We start from the raw sequence: 26,680 nt of genomic DNA, 5'->3' as shown, positions 1-26,680 counted from the left end.
TTTTCAGCGTGATAGAAAACCTTTGCAGCCCTAGGAAGGGCGGTTACTTTTGCGGAGCGAATTTGACATTCGTGAGCACCAGCACGCAGGACTGACACCGAATGCGAGGGTTTGTCTACACGCTGAAGTATTTTTTAAATCGATGCATATTTCACAATGGCTGCTTGACGTGTCATTTCGTGATATGCCACCCATAGTTCATCACCCGGCAGTACGCTAGTGATTGGATCGATTGACTGTTTCACTTCATACATCATGCCATCTCGCTCAATCTGAATGATCGCTAGCGGCTGATTGCCGATGACACCAGCAAATGCGACATGGGTCACTTTTGCACTTCCTTGTTTCTCTTGCATGAGACTGATTTCTTTATCCAGCTCTTCTTGTTTTGTCTGGATCGTGATTGGAGTTCCTGGTGCGACCTGCATATGATCAGGGATGAATTGGCTGACCGTTTTTGTAATAGACTGATCTCCGCTTGAAACCGTCACATCCAGCATGACAGGCTTCTGTCCATGAATCGCAACTGGATATTGCTTTACCCGCTGGATGGTTCCAGTTAACGTTACATCTTTCCCCGATCGATTCCGCACTTCATGGCCATAGGCTGCCATTTTCAACTGACCGCTGATGTCGACGAGATCGGCTTTTTCTCCTGTTCTAAATTCAAAACCAGCGGCTTGAATCATCGGAATGGTATACCTTTTCTGATCTGCTTCAAATGTAAGCGATAAGACAGTGCCTCGTCCTACGGTTCCATATGATTCTATATTTCTTAAAACAGCGCCTTTGATGAACTTTGGCTCACTTGTCTGTGAGAAGTCCCTCTCTTTTAAGAGCATCGCCTTTTTCTTCTTCGGATTGTAGAGAATGGCGATACGCTGACCCGGCTGTGGTATCTGGGCATAGGATACAACCGTTTTAACTGTCTTCTCGATGTTTTCCCCATCATATTGAAATTGCAGCTGCATTTTGACAAGTGGCTGTTCGTTGATGTAGGTACCCGTTTCTTTGACAGATACAATATTGGCTTCTAATGTGATACTGTCCTTGATCTTGTTCTTTCTCACCAGTCTCAAAATCGGCGGCAGGAAGATGGCTAGCACAAATAACAGCAGTGGAATAAACAGCCATATCGCCCAGTTGAGAATGAGCGGTCCGCCTTTCATGACATATTGCATAAAGGTGTCAACAGACGTTTGGTGAGCAGGACTTGCGTTTTCGATTAAGATCATTTTTTTCAAAGGAAATTCCTTTAGCTCTTTGCTCTTCGTCTCAAATGCACCCGTTAATTGATTGTCGATTGAATAATAGATCCAATCGCTTTTCACATTTTTATTGAAAGAGAGTCCTTCTCTTTGTAACGTTTCATATGAAAACGACTGCAAAAGCTTGCTAACAGACGTCGCCTTATTCATGCGGTGGTTATAAATATAACCAGTCAGCTTGCCTTTTGCTTCGTCCTTTGCTGTAGAGCCTGCAAGAAGAACTTCTTCCTCATTAAGCTGGTAGATAAGGGTTTGATAAATCGGTTTTGGTGTTGGGACGACTTCCCCAAGCCTTCCCTCTGCATTCACTTTCCTTGGTCTTTTTGGATAGTTAGATTCGACAGCGACTGCAACATTTTGGGATGTTCCGATCGTTTTTTCCAGCTGCTGCTCCACTTTATCTTCAATGAGGCTAAACGGTTCAGCGTTTTTGGAGACATAGACCCCAAGCTGATGCTTATCGTTTGAGACTCCGCTGACATACGCCTTCTGGTCATTTTTCAAAGTCAATTCAAATATAGGAATAGGCGTCTGTCCCCTAAAGGAATTCATGACGACATCCATAGAAACTGGCCTTGCTGGCAGCTTTAGCTCGTTGAGATTGTGCACATGAAACTGACCATCCTTTAGCTCACCGAGGACCGCAGCGGCGCCTTCCATTTCTCCCGTAAACACAAGCCGTCCATTCCATTGATATGTATTCGTTTTTAAAAACGAGGGTATCTGTAGATTTTGCTTAACGAGCTCTTTCTTTTCTCCGCTTGGCGTTAGTTTCTCGATCAACAGCTGCCCGTCTTTATTTTTTAAAGCAAGTAAGAGATTGTTATCTTGAAAGGATGGCAGCATTTCATTAAACGAATCGCTTGCTGTGGTCCATTCACTGATTCTTTTTCCTGCTTGAGGATCATACATGGCAAAATGGAGCTGCTGGTTTTTTGATACAGCACTCACCACTCGTTTTCCTTCATCAAATGTAAACATTCGTTTGACGTCATATTCCGTCACTTTCCCTGCTGACAAATCCTCTTGGTAATGGTTCCACACCAAGACACTAAGAATGATCGCTGGAATAAAGAAGACAATATATCGTAAAAAAATCACTGGTATTCTTTTCACTTGATCGCTTCCTTTCATGAGGTTCCTTTATCTTATACGTCAGTGCAGCGAGAATGTTTCAAGCGCTAGAAGAATACCATTCTAACCCCTAAAATCCATATTTTACAAACTTGGTTATTTGCGATAAAATCCAATCATATTCAAAAAAGGAGTTATCTCATTGGATAAGCTATCATCTATCATTCTAACAGCTTGGCTGCGTGTTCCCCGTTGGCTCAAACAATGGGTGCTCGTATCCATTACCATTTTCTTTTTTTATATGTGCTTTGTAAAGGGGCTGACTAGCTGGCATACCTTGCCGCCCATCACTTTACTATCATGTATCATCGGTTCCTTCTTCATTTGGCTGTTATGGCTAAAAGGTCAAAAAAATAAGTGAAATGGGGAAAATCATGAAAGAATCCATCAGTTATTTTGCTATCTCTTTTGTTCTGCAATTGGTTTGGTTTGGCATTGTGCACCCAAATAGAGGCGTGACACTCTTGGACATGTTCATTTTTTCTATTTTGTTTGCGGTGATGTTCTTTTTTATTCAGAAGATTTGGCGGTATCAGAAGAAAGGTCGAAGTGAGTGATCATGAAATGAACTCAATGAAAAAGGCTGCCAAATAGATGGCAGCCTTTTCCTTGCTTTTTTCATGCAAATAAATAATCAATGTGTGATCTCCGTTAAGGAGTGTATGAATTAAGATTCGATCATATCAGTGTGTCATATGTGTTCCGAGTGAACCTACGTTTGAAAGTAAACGCCATGGAAGTTCTGGATAACAAGACAACGAAAGCCCTACCTCTCATTCGTCCTTACGGCTCCGAAGCCGTGCCAGTGTGAATTGTAAATCAAAACGTCTTTTTTCCACTCTTCCGCTTTTATAGGGGGCGGGTGCAGAAGGAAAAGAATAAGTTTGTTCGCTTTAACAGCGTCTCGTTCTTATCAAGTAGAAGCTCTATTGCTTCTCATTATGTCATAGAAAAAAGAAAGTTTACTTTCTTTATTTATTTGCTTATTTCAACACTTAATATAAAACTATAACACACCCCCCCATCTTACGCAAGTGTTAAAGTGATAATTCAGCTGGAGTACGGTTTCCTTCATTCATGTAACGAATGGAGGTTGGATCAATCTTCAGAATCACTAGGTTCGGATCATCTTTTCCTTTAAACCATTTCTCCATCTCCTCAGACCAAAGGCGGTCGATCAGTTCTGGATCATCGGTTAATGTAGCGGTACCTGCGATTTCTGCATACGTGTCACCGAATCCTTCACCTGAATAACCAATGAGAATATGGACATTCGGGTTTTTTTCAATTTCGTCTGCTTTATGTGTTTCTTTGCTCGTTGGTGTATATAATGTCAGCCCTTCATGGAAAAAAGTCATGTAGCGGGTATGCGGCTTATCCTGTTCAACGGTCGCCAGTGTTCCGACCTTTTGTTCATCTAATAGGTTGAGTACCTTTTGTTTTAATTCTTCTTGTGACATATCGTTTCACTCCTTCAAATTTCATCCGTACTCTTAGGTTTCCACGACAATCCATTCATTAAACAAAGAAATGTGTTTTTCATAAAAAGAGATCTTCTGGCTGATGCTATAGAAAACAGGCTCAATGAAGGGAGAAGTTGAACATGCATCATGAAACGATGTTCCATTTAAGTTCACTTGTCATTGCGGCAGTTGTTGTGGGCATTATCGTATGGTCTGTCTCATCTGTGCAGAAGAATCGCAAGAAATACTAAACACACCGCCCAATCAGGTGGGCGGTGCGCTATTGATCATGTATTCATAAAGGAACCGCCGTTGACGTGAAGTGTTTGTCCTGTCATATAAGACGATTCGTCAGAAGCAAGCAGCACATAGCAACCGACATGCTCTACAGGCTGTCCTGGTCTTCCCATTGGGGTTTCTGCCCCAAAGCTTTCCACACTATCCTCATCAAATGTAGATGGAATGAGCGGCGTCCAAATTGGACCTGGCGCTACACCGTTCACCCGAATCCCATCTTTCACAAGCGACTGTGCCATAGAACGCGTAAAGCCATTGATTGCGCCTTTTGTCGCCGTATAATCAATCAGCACTTTGTTGCCTCGATATGGGTTAATGGATGTTGTATTAATAATTGTACTTCCCGGTTTTAAGTAATCCAGTGCTTTCTTCGTAAAATAAAAATAGGAATAGAAGTTGGTTCTAAAGGTTTGGTGAAGCTGTTCACTAGATATATCCTGAATCCGTTCTTTCGGATGCTGTTCAGCCGCATTATTCACTAAAATATCTAATTGCCCAAAGGCTTCAACTGTTTTTTCTACCGCTTTCTCGCAAAAGGCTTCGTCACCGACATCTCCTGCAATCGTTAAACATTTGACGCCTTCCTGTTCTACGCGCTTTTGCGTATCCTTTGCATCCTCATGTTCATTTAAGTAAACAATGGCGACGTGTGCCCCTTCTTTTGCATAGGCAACAGATACAGCACGTCCAATTCCACTATCTCCGCCTGTAATCAGTGCAACTTTCCCTTTGAGCTTGCCAGACCCTTGATATGATTCATCCTCAAAGATCGGCGCAGGATTCATTTCCCTTTCACTGCCTGGCTGCTGATCTTGTGTTTGGCGCGGAATGCCATTTGTTAAATATTCACGTAAATCCATGTGTAAGCTCCTCCTTGATTTGTTGATGTATCCTTTCATTACCACCTCATTTTTCCACTCAAACATCCCTGTGCGGCACAGATGCGTTTTGAAAATCAGTATGTTTCAATATGGATAAAATCGGTTACTTGATCATTAAAAAGGAGCGTTCTCACATGCTGTCAACCATTTCGAAAACCTTTAGCAAACCAAAAGGCTGGCTCGGAAGCATCGCAGGCTTCATTATGGCAAAAGAAAATAAAGCATTGAATCAGTGGGCCATCCAGCACTTAAATCTGACAGATGGTGAAAACATTTTGGAAATCGGCTATGGACCTGGCTACAGCATCAAACATATGCTTAAGCATTATGAAGATCTTCACATTGATGGGCTGGATGCCTCCTCCACCATGCAGGAGCAAGCACAGTCCCGCGTCAGCAAACGGTCAAAAGACAAACAGGTCCGGCTGTATGTAGGAAAAATCGAGAAAACACGTTTGCCGGGAGAGCAGTATGACAAAGTACTGTCTGTGAACAACTTTACGATTTGGGATGATCCAAAGACTGGTCTACTCAACCTTTATCACACGTTGAAACCGGGTGGAAAACTCGTCATGGTGATGCAGCCAAGAGAAAAAGGTGCTGATGCGAGCCGGACAAAAGAGATGGGTGAAAACATATTGAATGATTTACAGTTTGCGGGGTTTGACCATTTTTCTGTTGAGTATGAGGAAATTCGTCCAACGCTTGCTGTCTGTGTCACAGCCAAAAAGCCGAGAAGCGAATAAGCTCTAGGCCCAGCGTGTAGACAAACCCTCGCATTCTTTGTCAAATCTGCGCTTCGGTGCTCACGAATGTCAAATTCGCTCCGCTCCGGTGCTCGCCCTTCCTAAACTGCAAAGGTTTTCTATTACGCTGAAAAGAAGACAAAGGGCTAAAATAAAAATCATTTTAGCCCTTTGTCTACAATCTGAACCGAGAAGCGAATATGCTCTCGGCTTTTTTTCTTACCACTTTGCCTCTTTGACAAATTGATAGAACAGCTGATGTAATTTCTGTTCAATGTCTCCCTCTGATCCATGACCATAAAGCGTCATGCTTTCCTCACTTTCAATAATGGATGAACTGATCAGACTAAACATTTCAGACACTTCCTTGCCAAGCTCTTGCGGCGCCAGCATCATGAGCATTCGTGACATTTGCTGCTGCCCACCGTCCATGCTTTTGACCTCGTATGCCTGATCAAGATCATAAATATGAAAGATTGGTTCCTTGATGAATGCATGCTTTAAATGAAAAAGAGCAAATTCTGTACTAGGAATCCCTAAACCACCTTGCTGTTCACGTTCTAGTAAACCATTTGCTACCACATCCGCATGTATGATAAATCCTTCCTCTTCAAGCTGACGAAGCAGCTGCCTGATTGTTGCCTCATGCTGCGGCATCGCCTTTCTATTTTTAATGGTGAAATGGGACAAGATGCTGCGAATCACAGACATGTAATTCGTCACCCGCTCTGCAACCGCCATCATATTAACGGATTCTTGTACCAATTCTTTGGCAGCTTCTTTCATCCTTTTTTTCTCAATCATATAAGGGATCTTTCGTTTAATATGAGCCTTCACACGCATAGCATCATCCTCGTTTAAGAGCGGACTGACCATGATGTAATCGACATGCTCATATGGGATAGGAACGGTCGAGACAATCATGTCATAGCTTGATGCATCGATTTCTTTTAGTTCCATCAAGGAAGACAGATCGAATTCGGCGATCTCTGGCAATTCTTTTTTTAACCGAGATGCGAGCATTTTAGAGGAACCGATCCCGCTTGAGCACACGACCAATGCATGAATGTTTGTTTCTTCTTTTTTGATTTCAAGCACTGAGCCAAAGTGAAGCACAATAAAGGCGATTTCATCCTCTGGAAATTCGATCTCTGGAAAGAAACGCTCGACTCCTTCTTCAATTGCCATGAAAAGCAAAAAGTAGTCCTTTTTAATTTGTTGTGTAAGTGGATTATAGATTCTCATCTTTTCCTTTAAACGGTTCATGGCAGGTTCGAGATGAGACACGAGTCCCTCATACAATGAATCATTCTCATTTAAATGGTAGCCAGTTTTATTAGAAATAAAATCAATGAGCTTCTTCGTTCTAATCGCGATATCCAGCTCGATTTCATCAATACGGTATTCTTTCTGAAAGCTACGATTGGCACTGCGCAGATGGATCGTCATATATCCGACCTCTGCTTCAGGAATCTCCACATTAAACATGCGTTCAAGCGCTCTTGCAATTCGCAGTGATGATTCAAATTCTTTCGTCCGCTTTAGTTCAAGCAGCTCTTCCTCTTCCATTCGAATGGTTTCGCCAAGCTGAATCCGTTCGATAGCATAGGTTAAGTGAACGACAAGCGCAATATAGGCACTATCAGATAAAGAGAGTGACAGTCGATTTTTCAAATGAAAGAGAAGTCTTTCTACCTTGAGCAGTTGCCCTCTACTGACAACGCCAAACACTTTTTCCGTCGCTTTCGTTCGATGCTTGATATTCATTTCGATCGTTTCTAAAAATAATTGAATATCGAGCCGGTCTACAATGAGGTTGCCGACAATCTTTCGTTTTGCTTCCTCGGGTCCTTTTAATTCAATGCCATACCCACGTTTTCGGATCAGCTGCAAACCGTATGGCGCGATCCACTCCGTCAGTTCATCTAAGTCATAGCTGATGGTCGCATTTGTGACCTGCAAATCGGAAGCGAGTGTATATAATTTCACCGGTTCCTTTGCTTCAAGCAGCGCACATAGGATTAAGAGCTTCCGTTCGTCAGAGCTATATTCAATTTGATCCTCATTTGACATATGAGCAAGAAGCCGCTGTTTATCCTCCTGTTCACCGACTGCCTTCAAGCCTTTCCCCGGCTGTTTATCTAGTGAAAGATCATAATTCTTTAATATGGGTTTAATCGATTTTAGTTCTCTATGAATCGTCCTTGTACTCACCTGAACAGAATCGGCTATCTCACGAATGGTGACATAACGATTTTGCTGAATGATGTATTTGATGATCTTCTGTTCTCGTGCCGTTATGTACATGAAATGCCTCCTTCTGCAAAAATAGGTCTATTGTCGCACCTTAATATAAAACGCTATCAACAAATGATGCAATTTTAAGTTGATCTGACTTTGGCACATAGGCTGTGACAAAATTAAATACAACGTCTGATCATACACTTCTCCAAAATGACGGTCCATAATCCTTTTGATGAAATTGAACCTTTTGTTCATGAAAAGGCAGTGAACCCCCAGCTTTTAAAGAATACGTCGGATTGTATATTGGAGAGCCAAAGCAATAATCCATCGTTCCTTCTTCCGGGCGGAAGATGACGGTTCGCATTGTTCCAAACAGCTCCTCATAATTGTGTACAGCCAGACCATCAGGATATTCTGTCTGAAACAGCTTAACAAGAGAATCACTTGTTTGTTGTTCTTTTAAAGCCTCTATTAGCATGTCATACCTGACAACAGAATGATGTTTCGTCACCCCTTTTGCTGTTTGATCAGCAATCGGATGATTTGTGGCTGCAATATAACCTTCCTCCGGTCTTCTCACCATTTTGCGGCCATCAATGATTTCAATCACAGCCGCTTCTCCTTTTCGATCGGCAAGCATGAGGTGAACATTTGAGGCAACGGGCATTTCCTGAATAGAGCGAACGGCTTCCTCAACCGTTCTACAGTTTTCCAGAACAGATCGAATCACATGATACACTTGCAAGCCGGCAACTGCTGGAGGCTTTAAACCGGGTTCATTTCCAACCGGTGGACCACAAGCAGAGAATGTGACAGAAAGACCATGCTCATTCATCCCATCAGATCTGCCAAACAAGAGCAGCGACGAGCCTGTATGATATGCCAAGCCCTTCACATGTGTCGTCACAAGACGCATATCATCAAATATCGGGGAGAAATCATAATTACGTAGCATGACCGTTTGTTGACCCGCCGCCTTATTTCCCTGCCTCACACAGTGGGAACAGCCTGGCTGTAGATGAGATGAATAGAAAAAGGTCAAATAGCGCTCATCTAATTGCAGTTCATCACAAAATCCAGCAATCTCTTCTTCTAACTGGGGAAGATATGGGCGCATCAGCTGCTTCGTTTCTTTCACAGCCTCTTTTGCAAGCGGTTCTGTTCGAATGTATTGTGTCTGTAGCCATTGCTTCTTCTTCATCCAGACAGCCTGCTGTTTTCCCACTTCATAAGCGGTTCCTGTCATTTCTTGAAAATATGCACTGATTTCCTCCATGCCTGCACACCTCTTTCGCTTTCGTTTCTTTTATCATATCGAAACCCTCCTTCATTTAAAAGGACGAAAAAAACTGCAATCCCAATGGATTACAGCTGGTTACAGGATTGTTGAAGCAATGTTTTTGCCATTGTTTCATATCCTTTATAGTTCGGATGAAATTGATCAATCGATAAGTACTCATTTTCATGTCCTTCAAACGCCCGGTACACATCCACAACCTCTACATGCGGATTTGCAGCAAGCGAGCGAAGCTGATGATTGTATTGCTGAAGCCACCGCCCGGCTATTGGTATTTGCGGAAAAGGATTATATAAATTCATGAGATACACGCAATAGGGCTGCTTCTGCCCTCTTTTGATCCGAGCGATTTCTTGAATCATTTTGCTGAAATTTGCTTGGCAATGCAGCGTCGCTTGCAGCAGTTTCTTTTCATCTTCACCCTTTTCATACTGCTGAATCGCTTGAACAAGGTCATTCCCACAGCCTGTAATGGTGATGATGTCAGCTGCTGCAATAGCACGCCTCACATCAGATCGTTTGAACAGCTGAAAAATCTGATCCGTCGTTAACCCTGACTTTGCAAATACAGACAGCTCGACTGGCGCATGTGCCTTTTTTTCAAGCATCCACTGATACCGCTCAGCAAATCCCCCGCCAAATAAACGTGCCCCCACCCCAACTGTTAAGGAATCTCCAATCGCAACATAGGATCGTCCCACTCTTATCCCTCACTCTCTCCTGCCTTCTCTTATATATACGAAATCGGAGAACAGATGCTTGTAGCAGATGACTTAGAGGCATTCATCTTTTTTTCATGAGACGTCTTTACAAACTCTTTACTTGCGAGATCGACTGATTTTTTGTTCAATAAGAATAGGTTTTTTATGGTGAAATCCGTATCTCAAGCGTTTCAGAAAAGTTGACAAACTTTTTATCTCGATTTCAAGACTTTATACCTTGACTTCAAACTACATTGTGATTACAATAAAAATATCAGTTTTTATGTAACTGTGCTTGTTACATCTTTTTCATAGCATTCCACTATGATTAAAGATGCCACATATTCAGTGTATCTTTGGGATACGCTAAAAAAACCACTGAAACAGAAAGGATTGAATAAACATGGCAAAAGTTTTATACATCACTGCACATCCGCATGATGAAACAGTTTCTTACAGTATGGCTACTGCTAAAGCATTTATCGAATCTTATAAGGAAGCAAATCCAAGTGACGAGGTTGTACATATCGATTTGTACAAAGAAAACATCCCTCACATTGATGCAGATGTATTCGCTGGCTGGGGCAAGCTGCAATCAGGTGCTGGTTTCGATACACTTTCAGCTGAAGAGCAAGCGAAAGTTGCTCGCCTAAACGAATTAAGCGATCAATTCGTTTCTGCTGACAAATATGTATTTGTTTCACCACTTTGGAACTTCTCATTCCCACCAGTTCTTAAAGCATACATCGACTCTGTTGCTGTAGCTGGTAAAACATTCAAATACACGGAGCAAGGTCCTGTTGGATTATTAACAGACAAAAAAGCTCTTCACATCCAAGCACGTGGCGGATATTACACTGAAGGTCCTGCTGCTGAACTTGAAGCAGGTCACCGTTACCTTGGTACAATCGCGAGCTTCTTCGGAATTCCTTCTTTCGAAGGTCTTATCGTTGAAGGTCACAATGCTGAACCTGCGAAAGCAGAGCAAATTAAAGCAGATGCGATCGAACGTGCAAAAGCTTTAGGTAAAACTTTCTAATAAACTGAACGCGAAAAGCCAATGATCTTAACGGTCATTGGCTTTTTATTTATCTAGATGAAAGCCTAATTCTCTGGAGATACCGCTCGCGGCTTTTTTGACTTGTTCAATTAAGTATGGAAGACGTTCCTTTTGATAACCTGCTTCAAACCCTGCAATGCTAATACCTGCTGTGACTTCTCCAAGGTGATTGAATATAGGAGCTCCAACCGCAGCTGTATAGTTTTCAAGCTCCGAATAACTTAACGTATAGCCCCGCTCATTTGATTCTTCCAGTATGTTTCGAAGAACCTCTTTATCTGTAATGGTTCCGATTCCGATTTTCCCTAGCTCAATCGAATCGATATAGGCGATTCTCTCGTTCTCTGGTAAAAAGGAGAGAATACTTCTCGCGCAGGCTCCTGCATACAGGGGAGAGCGCCTGCCGACGGCGGTGTAGAGACGAACAGGCTGCGTCCCTTCAATTTTATCCACGTAAATGGCTTCGTCTCCTTCACGAACGATGAGCTGTACAGCTTCTCCCACTTCATCCCGCAAGCCTTCCATAAATGGTCTTGCAAGTCTCCGAATATCAAGACGATCCGCCACAAGCTGACCGTATTCTAGAAACATCAGTCCTAACCGATAAGCGCCTGAATCTTGCTTTTCTAATAATCCCATATCGCTTAACGAGCTCGCCATCCGGTGCACAGACGTTTTCGGCATGCCGGAAAGCTCAATCATTTCATTCAATGTTAATTGGTCACGTGTGATAAACAGCCTCAAAATCTCCATTGATTTCACGACGGTTTTATTTGTGTTCTGCATGTCCATCCCCTTTTTCTAAACGAAGGCTTCCAGCTTGATTCTGGCACCCAGCTCCTTCAGTTCTGCTTCTTGCTTAAATAGCGCCTGCTCTGCGTCCTGATGATCGATTCGCTTAAAATACAAATTCGCCCCAGGCATCGCTTGTGCAATGAGCGGCAGATCGACCGTCGCAACTTCTCCAATCCGCGGGTATCCGCCTGTTGTTTGCCGATCTGCCAGCAGAATAATCGGCTGACCGTCAGGAGGAATTTGAATAGAACCAAAGGCAACCGCCTCAGAAATCAATTCAAGCTTTTCTTTTAAATGAACCGGCTCCCCCTTCAAACGGCAGCCCATGCGATCTGATTGAGGTGTGACCTGAAAAGGCTGTTCGAAAAAGGTGCTTTGAGATGATTCTTGAAAAAAAGAAAGGTGTCTCCCTGGCAGCACCCGAATCACGGGCGATTTCCGCAGCGGTAAAAAATGCGTATAACTTACAGTCCAATCGGGTGCGCTGTACGCCGCCTGTTTCAGATTGCTTTTGAGTCTATCAGACAATCGATTTGCTACGAGTGATGGCTTTCCAATGGACAGGACGTCTCCTTTTTCAAGCGGACGTCCGTTCAGTCCACCGATTCCTGCTCTCACATAGGTGCTTTTGCTCTCCATGACCGGCTCCACATCGAATCCACCCGCCACAGCAAGATAAGAGCCGCAGCCCCTCTTACAAGGACCAAAGGTGAGCGTGCTTCCTGATCGAACAAAGAGCGGTTTCCATAAAGGGGCTGGCTCTCCATCGATGTCGATCTCTACATCAGCGCCAGTCACTGCAATAAGCGCATCCTTTTGACACGTCAACACAGGACCCGGCCCCATTAATGTGATTTCCAGTACGGCTTCGCTTTCCTCGTTGCCTGTGAGAATGTTGGCAATTCTAAGCGAGAGCGCATCCATGCCGCCGCTCGTTAAGACGCCATACTTTTGATAGCCTTTCCGCCCTTTATCTTGAATGGTTGTGAACATTCCTGGCTTGATGACATGAATACTCAACGTTCTGCCTCCTTCATGCTGAAAAATTCCTTTTCAGACATTTGGACAAATCTGACCTCGTTCCCTGCTCTCAATAGACTTGGGACTTTCTCGTCTGGTCGAAAGAGTGGCAGCGGTGTTTGTCCAATGAGCTGCCAGCCGCCAGGTGTGGAAATGGGGTAAACGCCGGTCTGCTTTCCCGCAATGCCGACAGATCCTTTTGGAATGGACATTCTCGGTGTTTCCCTGCGCGGGGCTGCGATCTTTTCAGAAAGCCCGCCTAAAAACGGAAACCCTGGTGCAAATCCAATCATATAGACAAGATACGTCCCTGCGGTGTGAATACGCACGACTTCTTCTGGTGTTAAATGATTGATCCGGGCGACTTCTTCTAAATCAGGACCCAGCTCTCCCCCGTAGCAGACCGGTATGTCGATGGTGCGGCGCTTAGCCTGAACCCCCTCCTGCCATTTCTCTTCAAGGAGTGTTTCAATATAGCTTTTCACCCATTCATAGGGGGACAAATCTTGTTGTTGAAGATGGGCAGATTGATAAACGGTGTACGGCTCGTAAAAAACAGTCACGTTTGTAAAGGCTTGAACAGCTTCCACATATCCGGCAAATGGATGCTGTTCAATACACGAAAACAAATGCACAACACGCTCATGAATTTCTTCACATATGTCTGTTCCTGCTTGAATCACGATCGCTGCATCTCCTAGCGGGTGGAAGGTGATAGAATTTTTTATCGTTGAAAATGCCACTTGAAGACCCCTCTCTTTCTAAAGCACACCGAGCTGTTGATCTCGTTGATCTGTGATGAACATATGCCCAGGTGCATGGGTAATCGCAATGTCTGGTTTTGTATGCATGACAATGGCTTGCGGCGTCACACCACATGCCCAAAACACCGGGACCTCTCCTTCTTTGATCACGGATGGTTCTCCAAAGTCCGGCTGATCCACATTGGCAATTCCGATCATCGCTGGGTCACCTATATGAATGGGGCCACCATGAACTGACGGGAACCTAGACGTCACTTGTACACTTCTTGTGATCTGATGCGCCGGAATAGGTCTCATGCTGACGACCATCGGGCCATGAAATACCCCTGCCCTTTCACAAGCGATATTCGTTTGATACATCGGAACGTTATGACCGTTTTCAATATGGCGAACAGGGATATCATTCAGCATGAGCGCATGCTCAAACGTAAAACTGCAGCCGATGAGAAAGGCAACCATATCATCCTCCCAATAAGCAGAGATATCTGACACCTCTTCTTGAAGAATCCCTTTTCTGTAAATACGGTATTTAGGAAAGTCCGTACGAATATCCGCTTGGGGTGCTGACCGTCTCGGCACTGGATCACCCGGCTCCAGTACATCAAGCAAGGGGCATGCAGCGGGATTGCGCTGACAAAACAACAGAAAATCAAAGGCAAGTTCTTTTTTGACGATCATTAAATTGGCTTGAGCATATCCCTCTGCTAGACCAGCCGTTGGTCCTGTGATTTCTTTTTTACGAATCAACTCTCTGATCTGTGAAGGCTCATATGTTTGATAGATATTCATTCGATTCAGCTCCATAGTTTTGGAATTTCATTGATGATGGTATACCCGCCCATCATTGCCATGATGACAACGACAAATGCGCCTGATACTGTCAAAAAGAATGGATGTCGATAATCCCCGACAATGTCTTTCTTATAAGCCGCTACCAGCAAGGTGCCAAGCGCGAGCGGTAAGATCAATGCATTGATTGCCCCAACTAATATCAATATGTTCACAGGTCTTCCGATCGTAATAAAACAAATGGTCGAGAGGGCAATAAAGCCGATGATAATGCCACGTTGATTTTGCTCAATTTTTGGTGAGAAGGTTTTAAAGAAGGAAACTGATGTATATGCTGCTCCAATGACGGACGTAATCGCCGCAGCCCACATAATAATCCCGAACATTTTATATCCGATATTTCCTGAAGCTAGTTGAAATACAGAGGCAGGCGGGTTGGATGGATCAATCTGCAAGCCTTTTGCGACAACTCCTAATGTAGCAAGAAAGAGTGCTACACGCATGATGGACGTAATGAGGACACCGAAAATAGAGCTTTTCGTCACTTGGGGCAATGCTTCCTTCCCCTTAATACCTGCATCCAGCAAGCGGTGTCCGCCAGCAAAGACGATATAGCCGCCTACTGTTCCGCCTACAAGTGTCACAATGGATAAAATATCAATTTTCTCTGGGACAAATGTTCTCACTGCCGCTTCTCCAACTGGCGGTGCTGTTGAAATCGCCACATACAGCATCAGGCCAATCATGACAAAGCCCGCTATCTGCGTGAAACGGTCCATCGCTTTTCCAGCCTCTTTGATCACAAAGATCAGAATAGCAATAACAGCACTGACCCCTGCACCGATTCGTGGATCGACTCCGAAGATGACCTGAAAACCGAGACCAGCACCAGCGATATTTCCGATGTTAAAGGCAAGTCCCCCAATGACAATCAAAACGGCCAGGACATACCCAAGACCCGGCAGAACCATATTTGCAATATCCTGTCCTCGTTTTTCTGACACGGCGATGATGCGCCATACATTGGTTTGCGCAAAAATATCTAACAAAATAGAGATGAGAATGACAAACCCAAAGCTAGCCGCAAGCTGCTGTGTAAAGACAGTCGTTTGTGTTAAAAATCCCGGTCCGATGGCGGACGTCGCCATTAAAAAGGCTGCGCCCATCAGCATAGACCGGTTCCCCTTTGGTGCCTTCGTGTGCTTGACTTCCTCTTTTTTCATGCTGTTTCCCCCTTTGATGACGATTTTTATTGAAAGGCTTTGAGATGAATGCTCGCTTCTTTTAGCTTTGATGTAATGGTTTTGGCAAATTGGAGCGCATGGATGCCATCTCCGTGAATACAGACCGTATCTGCTTTAAGCGAAATGTCTTCTCCTTGAACGGTACGAACCTTCCCTTCTCTCACCATACGAACGACCTGCTGAACGGCCAGTTCATCGTCTTCGATGAGTGCATGCGGTTCGCGGCGGGATGTCAGCGTCCCGTCTGCTTGATAGGTCCGATCAGAAAATACTTCATGCGCCACTTGAAGACCCATTCTCTCACCTGCTAACGCAAGTTCACTGCCTGAAAGCCCGTATAATACAAGACTTGGATCGACATGATACACAGCTTTCGCAATTGATTCAGATAATTCAGTATTCTTAGCCGCCATGTTGTACAGGGCGCCGTGTGGCTTGACATGCTGCATGGTGCCGCCTTCTGCCTTGAGGAAGGCTGATAGAGCGCCAATTTGATAGACGACGAGATCATAGGCTTCCTCTGCTGAAATCGCCATTGGACGTCTGCCAAATCCGACTAAATCTTGCAGACCCGGATGCGCGCCAATTCGGACCCCTTTATTCAGTGCCATTCTGACGGTTTTTCTCATGACTGTTGGATCTCCTGCATGAAAACCACAAGCGATGTTGGCTGAGGTGACATATTCTAAAATTTGTTCATCCGAACCGATAGTATATTGACCAAAGCTTTCTCCCAAATCACAGTTGATATCTACTTGATACATAGGATCCCTCCTTGTTGTTCCGAATAACGGAACCTAAAGTCCGAATATTCGAATTTATATTGATTATATCAATTTTGGACAGATTGCACATGACATTGTCAGAAAACATAACAATAGAACTAGGACATAAAAAAGCGAGAGGATATCGCCTCTCGCTTTTTCATCATGTTCTTTATTTAGACAGCACCCAATGCTGGATCGCTTTTGCTACACCGTGTTCTGTGTTAGGAGCTGTAATCCAATCAGCGGCTTCTTTTACCACTTCTTGCGCATTTCCCATCGCAATGCCTAATCCGGCTTCTTGGATCATGGCCATATCATTTAGGCTGTCGCCAAGCGACATGACATTGTCCATCGTACAGCCAATGCGTTCTGCTACCTTTGCAAGAGCTGCCGCTTTGTTAATGCCAGCTGCATTGACTTCGATATTGGTTGGACTTGAATTTGTAATCTCTAGATGACCATTTGTTTTCAGTGTATTGAGCACTTCCTCACGAACGTCATCGTCATGAATTTCAAAGCCGAATTTCAGCCATTCGTGGTCATGAATTCGTTCTGGGAATTCACCTCTCCACACCTTCTCCACAGTGGAAGCCCAGTAATCGGTTTCGTACCTATTTTTTAGATCCCACATCATTTGGACATGATCAGGATGCAATAGATCTCGTTCGATCAGCTGGAAGTTTGAATCCCAGATTTCACTTCCGTTTGCTGTCACAAGGTAAGAAGACAGCTTAAGCGGCTCAACCAGCTCTCGGCATGTCATCAGCGTCCGCCCTGTGCTAATCACCACATGGACCCCTTTTGCTTCAGCATCTTTAATGGCTTGTTTATTTTCCTCTGGAATGACATGTTCACTGTTTAACAGCGTGCCATCCATATCAATAGCAATCAATCGAATGTCTTTCTTATCAGCTTGTATGGACAAATTGAGTACCCCACTTTGTATCATTTTTTGTAACTATCTTTATTTTAATATAAAGAGGGAGATGGCACAAAGGGACGAGTTTGATCCCATAGAAAAAAGACCTTGTTACAGGTCTCTTCGCATTGGCTTAGCGTTCACATGCAATCCCGTCTTTATCACGGTCAAGTCGCTTATTTTTTTGGTAAAGTGCTTTTGACACATACGGCTTGTACTTTGTTTTGCCGCCTTTGTTTTTCGTGTTTTTGCTTTTCGCTACGCCGCCTTTATAGACTTTGTTCAGCGCTTTGCAGTTTTTGTAGGACTTGACTGTTTTTGCATCTGCAGTGTGGGTGTCGACTTGTGTAACGCTTAGTAAAAGACCTAAGGACAAGACAGCCACCATGATTTTTTTCAACATGTAGAATCCCCCTATTTTTTTATTTTTACATTTTTATCATATGTCACCATTTTTTGTTTTTCAAGACTATTGAGCTAAATATATTGATTTTTTTGGAATAAAACATGCTTTATATCCTATGTGGTACACTGAGTGGGAAACCTTTCCGGTTTTGACACGTATATGAAGAGAGGAGTTTTTCACATGAAAATGAAATATACCATTCTATATGTAAACGATGTTGAGGCAAGTATTCATTTCTATCAACATGTACTTGGCTTTCCTATGAAACTTAGGGTTGAATCCTATGTTGAGTTTGATACTGGAGATGTGACCTTATCAATTAACTCACGTCAGGATGTCAAAGATGCACTTGGATTGCCTGTCCCTGAAGCAAATCAATCCTCTCAAACGTTTGAGATTGGGTTTGTTGTGGATGATGTGGAACAAACCATTGCATCAATGAAGGAAAAAGGGGTTTCGATCATCAAAGAACCTGCAAAAAAACCATGGGGTCAAACCGTCGCTTATGTCGCTGATCCTGATGGTCATTTCATTGAAATATGTGATGCCGTCTCCTAATCCTCTTTAAAGGAGTGAACCAGTATGAGAAAAAAACATGCCTTTATCGCCGGTGTTTGTTCGATGATTGTGATTTGCAGTGCAGCTATTATTTTGCAGCACCATGAGTGGATAGGATGGGTCAGTGGTGGAATCTCTATTATTGGCGTCATGATGTCTGGACTTCTAATGGGGGCTTGGACAAGCGGAGAAGAGACGCGAGCAACCTATCATTCTGAAACAAAAGAGCATCGCATGTGGCGTCTTGATACGGCCTTTCTCATGATGATCTTTGCACTTCCGCACATGGCAGTGTCGATCTTTTATGTTTTGATGTAAACACTTGCTAAAAGGAGTTAGTCATATGGCTGTTTTTATCTTATTCGTTGTATTTGGCTTCCCTATTATTTCTGTGCTGATTGGCATTTTTGGCACAATGCTTTTGAAGAATGTTTGGATGCCGACTTTGATTGTCCTGTTAGCCAGCGTCATTCTCATGTACTCATACATTGGCGGGGATGAATCCTTTTTCATTTGGGTCATCATCTACACCGTCTTTACGTTGATCGCTGCATGGATGACAAAGCGGTTTCGGTTCAAGTAAAAAAGAACAGTTTGCACTGTTCTTTTTTTGATCAAATATCGGCGCACCATAGCTCAATTTCAATTTTCAGCTCAGGCCATCCTAAAGCTGATACATAAGCAACCGTCATTGATGGGTAAGCTGTTTTGAAGATTGTATCCCACTGAGGATATAGATGATCCCAGTCGATTTCTTCTGTTGCCCATATATTGACCTTGATGACATGCTCTTCATTCAATCCTTCTGATTCAAGGATTTTTTTGATATTTTCAAACGTATTGGTTACCTGGTCGTTTAAACTTGATGGTACCTGTCCATCGATATCTGTTCCGACTTGACCGGATGTAACAAATAATCCCGCGCCCTTTGGTACTCTTGTGATATGACTATAGCTGCCAACGGGCTTCGGCATACTTTCTGGGTTTTTTCTCGTGATTTTTTCCATATGATGTCCCTCACTCACTTTGATTTTTCTGCTAGATTTCTCTTCACGTAGACAGACTTCACCAATTTCTATCTATCCTAAAAGAAAACAGCAGTGGAGTATCCATAGCCACAAGGTAAGAACATCAATATTTTCTTTTTCATGACCGGAACACTCCTTTTGATTGCGTGAGCAAGGTTTTGTTTAACTATATAGTACCTGAAAAGAGACGTTCAGTCAAAATGGTTTATAGACGATAACGCGCAATGTCTTGATTCAATCGTATGCTTAGTTCATTGAGCCTTTCTGCTGCTTTTGCCACATTGGATATGGCTGTCACTTGTTCGTCTGTGGATGCGGTGATCTCTTCAATCGCAGCGGCATTTTCTTGAGAAATATGGGCTGCGCCTTGCATAGCTTTTGTGATGAGGTCGTTTTGCTCTAGTAATGCATTCAGCTCTTTTGCCATTGCGTCTGTTTCAACGATGGTTTGTGCAATCGACGTAGAGATGGCATTGAATTCATGTTCTGTTGCATGTACCGCGTCATCTAACTCAGCGAAACGATCCATTGTGTTTGACATCATGCCGGCTGTTGCCGTCGTTTCTTCTTTAATGCCTTGTACCATTTGCTGAATTTGCACTGCTGATTGTTTTGTCTGCTCAGCTAAATTCCGCACTTCACTCGCCACAACCGAGAAGCCCTTGCCGTGCTCTCCTGCGCGTGCTGCTTCAATGCTGGCATTCAACGCAAGTAAATTCGTCTCATTTGAAATATTTTCAATCGTATCTGTAATTTTAGAGATATCCTGTACTTTTGTACTTAATTGCTCAATGCCTGCTCTAATGCCTTGAGACGCTTGAATGGATTGTTCATTTGATTGTTTTAATTGCTGAACAATTTGCTGGCCCTGCTGCGAAGATTGATTCGATTGGTCAGAGATTCGTTTAATTTGGTCACTTTGTTCTTTGACGTTCTCAATCGATTGATTGAACTGGGTCATTTGTTGATTGGCTACATCAAGGTCAGATGCCTGATGAAGCGTTCCAGTCGAAATGTCGCCAATCGCTCGGCCAATCTCTTCACTGCTAGCTGAGGTTTCTTCAGATATTGCTGATAAATCTGTGGCTGATTCGACGAGTTGACTGCTCGTTTCCTGTAGACCGCTTACAAGTGTCCGGAGTTCTCCTGACATATGATTAAAGCCTTTTGCCAGCTGTCCAATCTCATCTGTTGTTTCTTTTAAACTCGTGCGTTCAAGATTCCCCGCCGCAATTTCTTTTGAAGCAGCAGTGACTTGCTTGAGCAGTCTGACCTTTCCTCGAGCAGCTAAATAAAAGACGCCAAGACTGAGAAGAGCGACACCTGCTGTAATGAGCATGATATAGAGCTTCATCTGCTCTAATTCTTTATAAAATTCATCCTGGAAGACGGCGATGCCGATACTCCAATTCCAGGGCGTGAACTGGCTCATATAGGCAAGCTTTTGCTTTTCTTCCCCAGTGGCATCGTCCTTATCTAAATAGGTCACATAGTGTGCATCCTCGCCTTCTGATTTGGCTCCAGCGACCATTTTTTCACGATTGGTCGTGTTATCTGGAATGACGCCAATGTCATTGACAGGATGGACTTGAGAGGAATAATCTGCTCCATATGCGACAAGATAGCCTTTATTTTTATAGATAAAATCTGATTTTTGAAATTGGTACCCTTTCCCGTTGTCATTTTTTGGCCCGCTCAAGTAAATACGGGCTTGTTCCTGTGCCTGTTCAAGCGTCAGTTCTTTTTTCTCTACACGATCATTCAACTGTTCAAGTGTAGCCATTGCTCCGCTGACGATGTGCTTTAAATCTGCTTTCCCCGCATCAATTAAGACATGTTTCGCTAACAAATACCCCGTTGTCCCAACAAGTCCGCCGGTTAAGATCGTGATGACGATAATGGCAGACATTAATTGAAAAAAGACACTTCTTGACGCAAACATTTTCCTTTTCATATACAAATTCCCCCTTACTTCATATATCGACAAACGGGGTAAAGTATTAAAAAGTCATCAAAAAATCCCTTTCACTCGTTGGAAAGGGATTTTCTAATTATCGAGCTGTTTCTTTAAGAATGGCTTGATAGAGATCATCTGTTGGCGTGAGGCCACATACTTCTTCCAGCACACCTTCAATGCCTTTTTCTTTTCTTAATTCCTGCAAACGAACCGCTTCTTCGTCTTCGGCAAAGTCATAAGCGAGAGCTGCAGCAATGCCTTTGATTAAGTACACTGGCTGCTTGATCTTTTTCGCCGGACCGATTAAACGGTCATCTGCTCCTAGCTTTCTAAGAGGAGAGCGTGCGACACGAGTGACTTCGTCGGAGATAAAAACATTTTCGAATCGTTTGATGATTTTTTGAATATACGCATCATGTTCTTCTTTTTCAAAGCCATATGTGTCGATTAAATAACTGCCCGTTTCGTGCAGTGCCCCTTCAACCACCTGGCGAATCTCTGGTGTATCGACGGCTTCTTTAATCGTTTGAACGCCTTGCTGATACCCGACATAAGCCGCTAGTGCATGTCCTGTATTGACAGTAAAGAGCTTGCGTTCAATATACGGCGTCAAATCTTGTACAAAGGTCGCTCCGTCAATCTGAGGAACATCTCCAATAAAGCCAGTCTTATCAATGACCCACTCGAAAAAAGGCTCGACTGATACTTTTAGAATGTCCTCATGGTGCTGAATCGGCACAATGCGGTCCACAGCAGCGTTTGGAAAACCAACTGTTTTTGATAACGCTTCTTGTTCCTCTTCTGTTAGATGAGAGAAAACAGCTTCTTTTAAATGAGAGCTGCCTCCAATCATATTTTCACATGCCACGATATTGATGATATGGTCAGGCTTTTTCTGTTTCAATCCTTCAGCAATGGATGAAGCAATGATCTTCAAAACGGTTGGTCCAACAGCTGTTGTAATCAAATCAGCTGATGCCACTGCCTCTGTTAATGCCACTGGGTTTTGTGCAGAATTGATCGCTGTCACTGGGCCTACTACTTCTTGCTTCTGACCTGGTGCTGCGAGTTCAACTGGGTATTCTCCTCTTGCATTCAGCTCGTTGATGACCGCTTCATTTACATCAGTGAAGACAAGCTCAAAGCCTGATGTTTTTAACAAAGAACCGATAAATCCTCTGCCAATATTCCCTGCTCCAAAATGAAGTGCCTTCATGTTAGTTCACCTCGTTAAAGATGGCGATCAATTCATCCTGATCCTTTGCATGAATGATGCGCTCTACATTTTCCTCTTCTGAACAGACAATCGCAATTTGAGAAAGAATATCGAGGTGTTCATTGTTTTTACCTGCGATGCCAAAGACGACTTTGGCGATATTTCCTTCGCCGTATTCAACGCCATCTGGAATTTGAATGATGGAAATCCCAGAATGAAGGACAGCTGCTTTCGCATCCTCTGTTCCATGAGGAATCGCAATCCCGTTGCCCATAAATGTAGACGAAATATTTTCTCTTTCAAACATTTTGTCAACATAATCACTTGTGACATAGCCATTTGCCACTAGGACTTCGCCTGCTTTTTTAATGGCTTCTTCTTTCGAGCCTGCTTGTTCGTTTAGAAAAATATTGTCTTTTGATAGTACTTGTTTCATGAATGATCACACCTTTTCTTAGAATAGAAAATCAGGAAAACAACCAAAACGGGGAGTTCAATGATGAAAAATTGAACTCAACCCGTTTCGCCATGTTATTTTTTCAATTTCTCAATCAGCTCATCGTATTTCGGGCTGTTTAAGAAATTATCAACTGAGATATGCACAGCGCCTGGCAGTTTTGCCTTGGCTCTGTCTGTTAAATCTTTATGAGTGAAGACCACATCGGCATCATTTGGAATGTTGCTGATGGATGTGTTTGTCACATCAATATCAAGCTCTGCCTTTTTGACTTTATTCTTTAAGATGGATGCGCCCATCGCACTTGAGCCCATTCCTGCATCACAGGCAAAGATGATTTTGTTCACATCATCTGGATTGACATCGCTTGGAGAAGCTGCTTGTTCATTTGCTTCAGCACCTTCCTTTTGTGCTGTAAGAGCAGAGGCGGCTGCGCTTTTCTTCCCTTTCATGTCTTGCATTTTTTCTGTTGCTGCTGTTAAGTCTTCGTCAACTGCTTTTGATGCTTTTAAAATCACAGAAGCGACAAGGAATGATACGACGGTTGCCACGACAACACCTGCTAGAACAGCAAGATGTCCGCCTTTTGGTGACATCAGCATGAGAGCGATAATACTTCCTGGTGACGGCACAGCCTTTAAGCCTGCATTTAACAGGGTAAAGGTCAGAACGCCGCTCGCTCCCCCTGCAATAACCGCCAAAATGAGCTTTGGTTTCATTAAGATGTACGGGAAGTAAATCTCATGAATTCCTCCTAAAAATTGAATGACAATCGCACCCGGTGCAGACTGCTTTGCATTCCCTCTTCCGAAGAACATGTATGCAAGTAGAACACCTAAACCTGGCCCTGGGTTTGTTTCAAGTAAGAACAGAACGGACTGTCCTGTCTTCGCCGCTTGCTCTACCCCTAAAGGACCTAAGATCCCTTGGTTAATCGCATTGTTTAAGAACAAAACTTTCGCTGGTTCAATGAAAATACTTGCCAGCGGAAGCAGATGTGCATTCACAATGATATCTACACCTGCCGCAAGGGCTTTATTTAGACCAAGTACCACTGGTCCGATGGCGTAGAAGGCAATCGCGACAAGAATGGCACCTAGAATTCCTGCCGTAAAGTTATTTACAAGCATTTCAAAGCCCGATTTGATTCGATCTTTGAAGAGCTGATCAATTTTCTTAATCAAGTAACCGCCAAGTGGTCCCATGATCATGGCACCTAAAAACATTGGAATGTCCGAACCGACTATGACCCCAATCGTCGCGGTTGCACCGAGTACCCCGCCTCGATGGTCGTATACGAGTTTACCGCCTGTGTAACCGATTAAGAGCGGCAGTAAGTAGTTGATCATTGGGCCAACAAGTGAAGCTAACTGTTCATTTGGCAAATAGCCACTCGGAATGAATAATGCCGTAATGAGCCCCCAAGCGATAAATGCTCCAATATTCGGCATAATCATACCGCTTAAATAGCTTCCAAAGCGCTGTACTTTTACGCGGAATCCGCTTTTTTCCTGCATCTATGAAAACTCCTTTCTTCTTTCCCTTTATTTAGGGCTTTATAGGTCAAAAGATATAAGAACAAGTGTCAGTGAAGCCCTTAACTTTATCGTAAAACGCTTTCACTTTCCCTTCAATTGAAACTAAAAGTCACTTTGTCACTTAGTGTGTGACAAAATTGAAATATGATGTGAATTCTCTGTCAGAGCAAAGGACAAATGGGTTAAAAAGATTGACGTGCCGTGGTTTTGACGCAAAATTCATTGGAATTTCACAACTTTCAAATCGTCACTTCTTGTTTCCTCTTCTTAAATCGAATAGGCTTATACATGATCAAACCTATTCAATCAAGAAATGTCTGCGCAGACATGACACAGAAAAAGTGAACCATTTTGCTGTTTGTTTCGTTTACCTTTTAGAGTGAGCGGCACAATAGGAGGAGCGGTTTTTTCTGTGACTCACAGTTTACTGCCGCTTTCTTTCTGATACATGAGACATTTTCATAGGTAGAAAGGCGGTTATTCACTTGTTGAAACATAGTAAGTGGCTTCTGCTCCTTATCGTCACGTTCGCTTTTTTCATTCCAAAGGAAGCATTTGCTCATGCATACGTCGTCAGCTCGAATCCAGCGGCAAATGAAGAGCTGGAGAAGCAGCCTCCTTCGGTCTCTATCACATTTAGTGAAGGAATCGAAAGTGGATTTCATGCCATTAAGGTGCTAAATGCAAAAGGTGATCGTGTGGATCAAGGAGATACGGTCATTAAAGATCAAAAAATCATGGAAGCTGCTTTAAAAAAGGATTTACCAAAAGGAATTTATACCATTCAATGGAATGCGGTATCAGCAGACGGGCACTCTGTCTCTGGCATGATCCCGTTTAGTATTGGCAAAGCGGATGGCGGTTTTGACCAATTAGATCAAGGTCAAACGAATGAATCTATTGATGTTGCCTCGACCATTGACAAAGCCTTTCTTTATACGTCGTTTAGCTTATTTCTCGGGACCATTTTGTTTGGACTGTTTTGGTTTAGGGCAGCCATTTCACCTGTATTAGCGAAACGAATGAAATGGCTTTTGACATTGTCACTGGTCATGATGGGCGGAGCACTCGTGTTCCAGCTGCCGATTCAAACAAAATCAGCAGCAGACGTGTCCTTTTTGGGAGCATTTCAGCCATCGCTTTTACAAGAAACCATTGCGTCGACTTCTGGCGGTAGTTTGTGGATGATGCTCATGGTGTCATTTGTTCTTCTGACCATTTGGAGCATAGTTGCGATGAAAAAAGGGGATTTTACTTCTTTTCGGGTATGGTTGTTTCCACTGCTCCTATTCGCAGTGCTTCTCTGGCTGAAGGCGCAAATCGGACATCCAGCAGCAACCGATAATAAAATACTGACAACGTCACTTGATTTCATCCATCTCGTTTCTGCATCGATCTGGGTCGGTGGTTTAACAGCCATTGTGCTTTTATTGTTGAAGAAGCTGCCAAATGAAGATCAGCCGCTCATACGGAATACGTTAACGGCGTTTCATCCTTGGGCACTGCTCTCTGTTGGACTCATTGTGTTTTCAGGATTTGTAAATGCGATCTTTATTTTGCAATCGTTTGATGCTCTTTTCGAATCAGCATACGGACGAACCTTTTTAATCAAGCTTGGTTTATTTATCTTGATGGGCCTTCTTGGGCTTGTCCATTACTTGATGCTAAGATGGGAAAAGAAACAGAAACAAAACGTTTCGTTACGAGCTGAGTGGATCATCGGAATCGCTATATTGTTATTAACAGCTGTATTCACCAACATTCCGAGCCCTCCTCCGCCTGCACCTGAGCCGTTCTTCGGTGCAAACCAAGTCGAGCATCGTGACATTGTGTCCATGAGCATTACCCCGAATGCCCCGGGCAAAAACACATTCGAGGTCGCATTTACGAAGAAGGATGGACAAACGATTACTGATATTCAATCTGTGTCAGCCAAGATCCATAAAGTCGCCTTATTCGGTGAAGAGAAACCGAGTGAATTTCAGCTGAAACGATTAAAAAATGGTCATTACTCTGCTGAAAACCTCTTGTTAAATGAAAAAGGTACTTGGAAAATTGAAATCCATGCGTTAACTGGTTCTTTTGAAAATATCGATACCACATTTATTAGAAGAAACTAAAAGGAGTTCAT

At 43.3% G+C, this 26,680-nt stretch carries 26 protein-coding genes; 7 read left to right on the top strand and 19 right to left on the bottom strand.

Features of this window, described 5'->3' with window-relative positions; all coding sequences use genetic code 11:
* Window positions 1-134 precede the first annotated feature (134 nt).
* Entirely contained in the window at window positions 135-2,384 is a 2,250-nt protein-coding gene (locus MKY18_RS02315) for a hypothetical protein (protein WP_268453338.1), read from the bottom strand.
* Window positions 2,385-2,544: 160 nt separating this feature from the next.
* Here MKY18_RS02315 and MKY18_RS02310 point away from each other — a divergent pair, with 160 nt between their 5' ends.
* Complete coding sequence (locus MKY18_RS02310) at window positions 2,545-2,763, top strand: hypothetical protein (protein WP_044140533.1); 219 nt, start codon at window positions 2,545-2,547, stop codon at window positions 2,761-2,763.
* A 676-nt stretch (window positions 2,764-3,439) separates the two neighbouring features.
* On the opposite strand, the gene MKY18_RS02305 is transcribed toward MKY18_RS02310, so the two are convergent.
* On the bottom strand, window positions 3,440-3,862 hold the full coding sequence (locus MKY18_RS02305) for a pyridoxamine 5'-phosphate oxidase family protein (protein ID WP_003213986.1): 423 nt from the start codon (window positions 3,860-3,862) through the stop codon (window positions 3,440-3,442).
* 290 nt (window positions 3,863-4,152) lie between these two features.
* Window positions 4,153-5,022: an SDR family oxidoreductase gene (locus tag MKY18_RS02300; protein ID WP_034664026.1), complete on the bottom strand. Its 870-nt coding sequence runs from the start codon at window positions 5,020-5,022 to the stop codon at window positions 4,153-4,155.
* Window positions 5,023-5,177: 155 nt separating this feature from the next.
* Between MKY18_RS02300 and MKY18_RS02295 the strand changes: the two genes are divergently transcribed.
* Entirely contained in the window at window positions 5,178-5,789 is a 612-nt protein-coding gene (locus MKY18_RS02295) for a class I SAM-dependent methyltransferase (protein ID WP_065098819.1), read from the top strand.
* 219 nt (window positions 5,790-6,008) lie between these two features.
* Here MKY18_RS02295 and MKY18_RS02290 read toward each other — a convergent pair whose 3' ends face one another.
* The 3 genes from MKY18_RS02290 to MKY18_RS02280 form a co-directional block, all read right to left on the bottom strand.
* The gene (locus tag MKY18_RS02290; protein WP_185108349.1) at window positions 6,009-8,096 is read right to left on the bottom strand and encodes a transcription antiterminator; all 2,088 of its coding nucleotides are present in this window, start codon (window positions 8,094-8,096) and stop codon (window positions 6,009-6,011) included.
* A 130-nt stretch (window positions 8,097-8,226) separates the two neighbouring features.
* Window positions 8,227-9,309 carry a C45 family peptidase gene (locus tag MKY18_RS02285; RefSeq protein WP_065098817.1) on the bottom strand — a complete coding sequence of 361 codons (1,083 nt, stop codon included), beginning with the start codon at window positions 9,307-9,309 and terminating at the stop codon, window positions 8,227-8,229.
* A gap of 89 nt (window positions 9,310-9,398) precedes the next feature.
* Window positions 9,399-10,031: a GDSL-type esterase/lipase family protein gene (locus MKY18_RS02280; protein ID WP_342497704.1), complete on the bottom strand. Its 633-nt coding sequence runs from the start codon at window positions 10,029-10,031 to the stop codon at window positions 9,399-9,401.
* A gap of 403 nt (window positions 10,032-10,434) precedes the next feature.
* On the opposite strand from MKY18_RS02280, the gene MKY18_RS02275 reads away from it, so the two are divergent.
* Window positions 10,435-11,070, top strand: a complete 636-nt coding sequence (locus MKY18_RS02275; protein ID WP_003214444.1) for an FMN-dependent NADH-azoreductase — start codon at window positions 10,435-10,437, stop codon at window positions 11,068-11,070.
* 45 nt (window positions 11,071-11,115) lie between these two features.
* Here MKY18_RS02275 and MKY18_RS02270 read toward each other — a convergent pair whose 3' ends face one another.
* The 8 genes from MKY18_RS02270 to MKY18_RS02235 form a co-directional block, all read right to left on the bottom strand.
* Entirely contained in the window at window positions 11,116-11,877 is a 762-nt protein-coding gene (locus tag MKY18_RS02270) for an IclR family transcriptional regulator (RefSeq protein WP_044140525.1), read from the bottom strand.
* 15 nt (window positions 11,878-11,892) lie between these two features.
* Window positions 11,893-12,906 (bottom strand): biotin-dependent carboxyltransferase family protein, encoded by a 1,014-nt coding sequence (locus tag MKY18_RS02265; RefSeq protein ID WP_342497703.1) that lies wholly within the window; start codon window positions 12,904-12,906, stop codon window positions 11,893-11,895.
* Window positions 12,903-13,649 carry a 5-oxoprolinase subunit PxpB gene (pxpB, locus tag MKY18_RS02260; protein WP_065098814.1) on the bottom strand — a complete coding sequence of 249 codons (747 nt, stop codon included), beginning with the start codon at window positions 13,647-13,649 and terminating at the stop codon, window positions 12,903-12,905. The genes MKY18_RS02265 and pxpB overlap by 4 nt, the downstream gene beginning before the upstream one ends.
* 18 nt (window positions 13,650-13,667) lie before the next feature.
* Window positions 13,668-14,459: a putative hydro-lyase gene (locus MKY18_RS02255; protein WP_065098813.1), complete on the bottom strand. Its 792-nt coding sequence runs from the start codon at window positions 14,457-14,459 to the stop codon at window positions 13,668-13,670.
* Between the two features lie 5 nt (window positions 14,460-14,464).
* Window positions 14,465-15,682 (bottom strand): NRAMP family divalent metal transporter, encoded by a 1,218-nt coding sequence (locus MKY18_RS02250; protein WP_065098812.1) that lies wholly within the window; start codon window positions 15,680-15,682, stop codon window positions 14,465-14,467.
* A 26-nt stretch (window positions 15,683-15,708) separates the two neighbouring features.
* Window positions 15,709-16,467: a 5-oxoprolinase subunit PxpA gene (locus MKY18_RS02245; protein ID WP_185108345.1), complete on the bottom strand. Its 759-nt coding sequence runs from the start codon at window positions 16,465-16,467 to the stop codon at window positions 15,709-15,711.
* A 172-nt stretch (window positions 16,468-16,639) separates the two neighbouring features.
* The gene (locus tag MKY18_RS02240) at window positions 16,640-17,395 is read right to left on the bottom strand and encodes a Cof-type HAD-IIB family hydrolase (protein WP_003214460.1); all 756 of its coding nucleotides are present in this window, start codon (window positions 17,393-17,395) and stop codon (window positions 16,640-16,642) included.
* Between the two features lie 127 nt (window positions 17,396-17,522).
* Window positions 17,523-17,792, bottom strand: coding sequence for an excalibur calcium-binding domain-containing protein (locus tag MKY18_RS02235; protein ID WP_003214076.1), 270 nt, complete (start codon window positions 17,790-17,792; stop codon window positions 17,523-17,525).
* Between the two features lie 183 nt (window positions 17,793-17,975).
* On the opposite strand from MKY18_RS02235, the gene MKY18_RS02230 reads away from it, so the two are divergent.
* Genes MKY18_RS02230 through MKY18_RS02220 form a run of 3 tightly spaced genes read left to right on the top strand, consistent with a single transcriptional unit; the run spans window position 17,976 to window position 18,936 of the window.
* Window positions 17,976-18,353 (top strand): VOC family protein, encoded by a 378-nt coding sequence (locus MKY18_RS02230; RefSeq protein WP_003214168.1) that lies wholly within the window; start codon window positions 17,976-17,978, stop codon window positions 18,351-18,353.
* A 24-nt stretch (window positions 18,354-18,377) separates the two neighbouring features.
* Window positions 18,378-18,671, top strand: coding sequence for a DUF5316 family protein (locus MKY18_RS02225; RefSeq protein WP_185108343.1), 294 nt, complete (start codon window positions 18,378-18,380; stop codon window positions 18,669-18,671).
* A gap of 25 nt (window positions 18,672-18,696) precedes the next feature.
* Window positions 18,697-18,936, top strand: a complete 240-nt coding sequence (locus MKY18_RS02220; protein WP_065098809.1) for a DUF2651 family protein — start codon at window positions 18,697-18,699, stop codon at window positions 18,934-18,936.
* A gap of 31 nt (window positions 18,937-18,967) precedes the next feature.
* On the opposite strand, the gene MKY18_RS02215 is transcribed toward MKY18_RS02220, so the two are convergent.
* From MKY18_RS02215 to MKY18_RS02195, 5 genes are all read right to left on the bottom strand, one after another.
* Window positions 18,968-19,360, bottom strand: coding sequence for a RidA family protein (locus tag MKY18_RS02215; protein ID WP_034664057.1), 393 nt, complete (start codon window positions 19,358-19,360; stop codon window positions 18,968-18,970).
* 226 nt (window positions 19,361-19,586) lie between these two features.
* The gene (locus MKY18_RS02210; protein ID WP_342488034.1) at window positions 19,587-21,335 is read right to left on the bottom strand and encodes a methyl-accepting chemotaxis protein; all 1,749 of its coding nucleotides are present in this window, start codon (window positions 21,333-21,335) and stop codon (window positions 19,587-19,589) included.
* Between the two features lie 97 nt (window positions 21,336-21,432).
* Entirely contained in the window at window positions 21,433-22,554 is a 1,122-nt protein-coding gene (locus tag MKY18_RS02205) for a mannitol-1-phosphate 5-dehydrogenase (RefSeq protein ID WP_342497702.1), read from the bottom strand.
* Between the two features lies 1 nt (window position 22,555).
* Window positions 22,556-22,990 (bottom strand): PTS sugar transporter subunit IIA, encoded by a 435-nt coding sequence (locus MKY18_RS02200; protein ID WP_012008933.1) that lies wholly within the window; start codon window positions 22,988-22,990, stop codon window positions 22,556-22,558.
* A 95-nt stretch (window positions 22,991-23,085) separates the two neighbouring features.
* Window positions 23,086-24,528 (bottom strand): PTS mannitol transporter subunit IICB, encoded by a 1,443-nt coding sequence (locus tag MKY18_RS02195; protein ID WP_106066468.1) that lies wholly within the window; start codon window positions 24,526-24,528, stop codon window positions 23,086-23,088.
* A gap of 506 nt (window positions 24,529-25,034) precedes the next feature.
* On the opposite strand from MKY18_RS02195, the gene MKY18_RS02190 reads away from it, so the two are divergent.
* Window positions 25,035-26,669, top strand: coding sequence for a copper resistance CopC/CopD family protein (locus MKY18_RS02190; RefSeq protein WP_113768570.1), 1,635 nt, complete (start codon window positions 25,035-25,037; stop codon window positions 26,667-26,669).
* The last annotated feature ends 11 nt before the right edge of the window (window positions 26,670-26,680 follow it).

The organism is Bacillus sp. FSL R7-0672 (genome assembly GCF_038601465.1).
Lineage (GTDB): Bacteria > Bacillota > Bacilli > Bacillales > Bacillaceae > Bacillus > Bacillus pumilus.
Note: the sequence above shows the minus strand (reverse complement) of the source record. Positions and strands in the feature narration are given on the sequence as shown.

Excerpts from the sequence above, each read along its gene's own strand:
- MKY18_RS02220 (WP_065098809.1), top strand. The coding sequence starts at position 18,697 with ATGGCTGTTTTTATCTTATTCGTTGTATTTGGCTTCCCTATTATTTCT.
- MKY18_RS02205 (WP_342497702.1), bottom strand. The coding sequence starts at position 22,554 with ATGAAGGCACTTCATTTTGGAGCAGGGAATATTGGCAGAGGATTTATC.
- MKY18_RS02290 (WP_185108349.1), bottom strand. The coding sequence starts at position 8,096 with ATGTACATAACGGCACGAGAACAGAAGATCATCAAATACATCATTCAG.
- MKY18_RS02225 (WP_185108343.1), top strand. The coding sequence starts at position 18,378 with ATGAGAAAAAAACATGCCTTTATCGCCGGTGTTTGTTCGATGATTGTG.
- MKY18_RS02250 (WP_065098812.1), bottom strand. The coding sequence starts at position 15,682 with ATGAAAAAAGAGGAAGTCAAGCACACGAAGGCACCAAAGGGGAACCGG.
- MKY18_RS02305 (WP_003213986.1), bottom strand. The coding sequence starts at position 3,862 with ATGTCACAAGAAGAATTAAAACAAAAGGTACTCAACCTATTAGATGAA.
- MKY18_RS02215 (WP_034664057.1), bottom strand. The coding sequence starts at position 19,360 with ATGGAAAAAATCACGAGAAAAAACCCAGAAAGTATGCCGAAGCCCGTT.
- MKY18_RS02270 (WP_044140525.1), bottom strand. The coding sequence starts at position 11,877 with ATGCAGAACACAAATAAAACCGTCGTGAAATCAATGGAGATTTTGAGG.
- MKY18_RS02245 (WP_185108345.1), bottom strand. The coding sequence starts at position 16,467 with ATGTATCAAGTAGATATCAACTGTGATTTGGGAGAAAGCTTTGGTCAA.
- MKY18_RS02230 (WP_003214168.1), top strand. The coding sequence starts at position 17,976 with ATGAAAATGAAATATACCATTCTATATGTAAACGATGTTGAGGCAAGT.
- MKY18_RS02285 (WP_065098817.1), bottom strand. The coding sequence starts at position 9,309 with ATGGAGGAAATCAGTGCATATTTTCAAGAAATGACAGGAACCGCTTAT.
- MKY18_RS02210 (WP_342488034.1), bottom strand. The coding sequence starts at position 21,335 with ATGAAAAGGAAAATGTTTGCGTCAAGAAGTGTCTTTTTTCAATTAATG.
- MKY18_RS02200 (WP_012008933.1), bottom strand. The coding sequence starts at position 22,990 with ATGAAACAAGTACTATCAAAAGACAATATTTTTCTAAACGAACAAGCA.
- MKY18_RS02300 (WP_034664026.1), bottom strand. The coding sequence starts at position 5,022 with ATGGATTTACGTGAATATTTAACAAATGGCATTCCGCGCCAAACACAA.
- MKY18_RS02195 (WP_106066468.1), bottom strand. The coding sequence starts at position 24,528 with ATGCAGGAAAAAAGCGGATTCCGCGTAAAAGTACAGCGCTTTGGAAGC.
- MKY18_RS02255 (WP_065098813.1), bottom strand. The coding sequence starts at position 14,459 with ATGAATATCTATCAAACATATGAGCCTTCACAGATCAGAGAGTTGATT.
- MKY18_RS02275 (WP_003214444.1), top strand. The coding sequence starts at position 10,435 with ATGGCAAAAGTTTTATACATCACTGCACATCCGCATGATGAAACAGTT.
- MKY18_RS02235 (WP_003214076.1), bottom strand. The coding sequence starts at position 17,792 with ATGTTGAAAAAAATCATGGTGGCTGTCTTGTCCTTAGGTCTTTTACTA.
- MKY18_RS02295 (WP_065098819.1), top strand. The coding sequence starts at position 5,178 with ATGCTGTCAACCATTTCGAAAACCTTTAGCAAACCAAAAGGCTGGCTC.